Origin of the sequence: Kocuria sp. CPCC 205263, from assembly GCF_040981075.1 — a bacterium.
GTDB classification, from domain to species: Bacteria; Actinomycetota; Actinomycetes; order Actinomycetales; family Micrococcaceae; genus Kocuria; species Kocuria rosea.
Genome location: NZ_JAVKPV010000028.1, coordinates 1 through 2,443, shown reverse-complemented (window position 1 = coordinate 2,443; position 2,443 = coordinate 1). Strand labels below are relative to the sequence as shown.

2 protein-coding genes are annotated in these 2,443 nt (G+C 70.6%); both read left to right on the top strand.

What is annotated here, in order from left to right; genetic code table 11:
- Nucleotides 1-67: 67 nt before the first annotated feature.
- On the top strand, nucleotides 68-1,003 hold the full coding sequence (locus tag RF647_RS18920) for a diacylglycerol kinase family protein (RefSeq protein WP_368813080.1): 936 nt from the start codon (nucleotides 68-70) through the stop codon (nucleotides 1,001-1,003).
- Between the two features lie 77 nt (nucleotides 1,004-1,080).
- On the top strand, nucleotides 1,081-2,443 hold a 1,363-nt coding region (locus RF647_RS18915), incomplete at its 3' end, for a carboxylesterase family protein (RefSeq protein ID WP_368813079.1).

Below are 2,443 nucleotides of genomic sequence, written 5' to 3'. Positions count from 1 at the left end.
ACGCCCGCGACACCGCATGAGAGCCCATGACCCCGCCCGAGCCCGAGCCCTCACCGACAGGTACACCATGAACACCACCCACGCCACCGACACCACGGATCCCACTGACCCGGCGGTCCGCCGGTTCGACACCATCTGTGTGATCTTCAACCCGCACAGCACCGGCGACGCCCCGGAACTGGCCGCGAAGTTGCGCGACCAGTTGCAGGAAGATTTGCCCTATGCCCCGGAGATCCGGATGCTGCCCACGGAGCACGCCGGACACGCCGTGGACCTGGCGAAGGAGGCGGCCAGCACCCCGAACACCTTGATCGTCTCGGTCAGTGGCGACGGGGGCTACAACGAGGTCGTCAACGGCGTCATGGCCGCCGGGACCACCGACACCGTGTGCGCGGTCCTCCCTGCCGGCAACGCCAACGACCACCACCGCACCACCGCCCGCCAGCCCCTGGCCCAGGCCATCGCCGAAGGCCGGGTGCGAGAGATGGATCTGCTGCGCCTGTCCACCGGCAACGGACCGGGTGGTGAGGCCCTCTACGCCCACTCCTACATCGGTTTCGGGCTGACCCCGGTGGTGGCCATCGACATGGAGAAGGGCAACAAAGGGGCCTTCAAGGAGATGGTCTCGGTGGTGCGGACCTTCGCGCAGTTCCGACCCTTCCGCATCCAGCACACCGACGGAACCCGCCAGAAGATCGACAGCCTCGTCTTCGCCAACATCCCCCAGATGGCCAAGGTCGCCACCCTGAGTGAGGCCGAGGACCGTCCGGCCGACGGGCGCTTCGAGGTGATCCTCTTCCCGCACACCGCCAAGTGGCGCGTGCTGCTCAAGGCCGCCCGCGCGGCCACCACCGGTTTGGGGGACCAGCCCAGTGTGGCCCGCTACGAGTTCACCGCCCTCAAACCGATGCCCTACCAGCTCGACGGCGAGGTCCACTCCGTCCCGGCCAACACCACAGTGCGGGTCGAATCCGCCCCCTCCGCACTGACCGTCATCGGCTGACCATTCCCACGCCAGCCCCTGCCCCTGGCGGGTGCAACCCCCACCTTCCCTACCAATGACCGGCCAGAACAGGAACAATGACCACCACCTTCACGTTCACCCCTGCTTGCGGGCCCGTCCACGGTTGGGTCGACGGTGAGGTGATCCGGGCGACCGGGATCCCCTACGCCACGGCCGGCCGGTTCACCGCCCCCGCCCCGGCACCGGATTGGGTGGAGCCCTTCGCCGCCACCGCCCCGGCCCCGGCCTGCCCGCAGGTCCGATCCTCCTTTCTCGAGGAGGTCCTCGGCGGGGCCATGGCCGGTCTGCCCCGGGACGAGCACTGCCAGCGGCTGTCCGTGACGCTGCCCCGCGACGTGGCACCCGGCGAGAGGCTGCCGGTGATGGTGTGGATCCACGGCGGTTCCTACACCACCGGGGCCGGGGACGCGGCGATCATGGACCCGGCCCGGCTGGTCGCCGAACAACGCGTCGTAGTGGTCTCGGTGACCTACCGGCTGGGGCTGTTCGGCTATCTGGGCTCGGGCCACCACCGCCCGGCCAACCTGGGGCTGCTGGACCAGCTGGAGGCCCTTCGCTGGGTGCGGCGCAACATCACCGCCTTCGGTGGAGACCACAGTAACGTCACCGTCTTCGGCCAGTCCGCCGGGGCTGATGCGGTGGCCCACCTCATGGCCACCCCCGGAGCTCCCTCGCTGTTCCACCGCGCCATTCTCCAGAGCCCCCCACTGGGCATCACCCGCGGCCGGGCCGCAATGAACGAGGCCATGAACCAGGCCGCCGAGATCGTCACCGCCACCACCCCGCCGGAGACGGTCGTGGCCCTCCAAGCCGAGGTCACCGCCCACGCCGCGGCCTTCGGGCTCATGGGCGCGATGGCCTTCGGCACCCAGTACGGCCACCACCCCCTGCCGGAGGAGGACGGGATCGAGGCGGCCTGGGACCGGGTGGCTCCACACATCGACGTCCTCATCGGTCACACCGCTGAAGAAGCCCGCCTGCACATCCCGGGCGCCCCCCGCCTGCGACGATGGGTCCAACTGCCGCTGATCGGCCCGCTGATCCGCCGCGCCGTCGTGGACTACGTGACCGCAGCCGTCTACACCCGGGCCATCCGCCGCTTCGCCACCCGCCACACCCGCGCCGGAGGCACCGCCCACACCTACGAGATCTCCTGGGCCGCCCCCGGCAACCCATACGGAGCCTCCCACGCCATCGACCTGCCGCTGCTGTTCGGCCACGAGCACACCTGGGCCGGCACCGGACTCGTGGCCGGCGCCGACTGGGAGGAGATCGACGCCCACGGCCGCCAGGTCCGTCGGTTGTGGGCCGACTTCGCCCGCGGGACCCCACTGGGCGAGAAGGGCCGGATTCCCGGGGCGCTGAGCTACCGGCGCGCCCAGGACCTGCCCTGGGCAACGGTGACCAGGCGGACCAGCC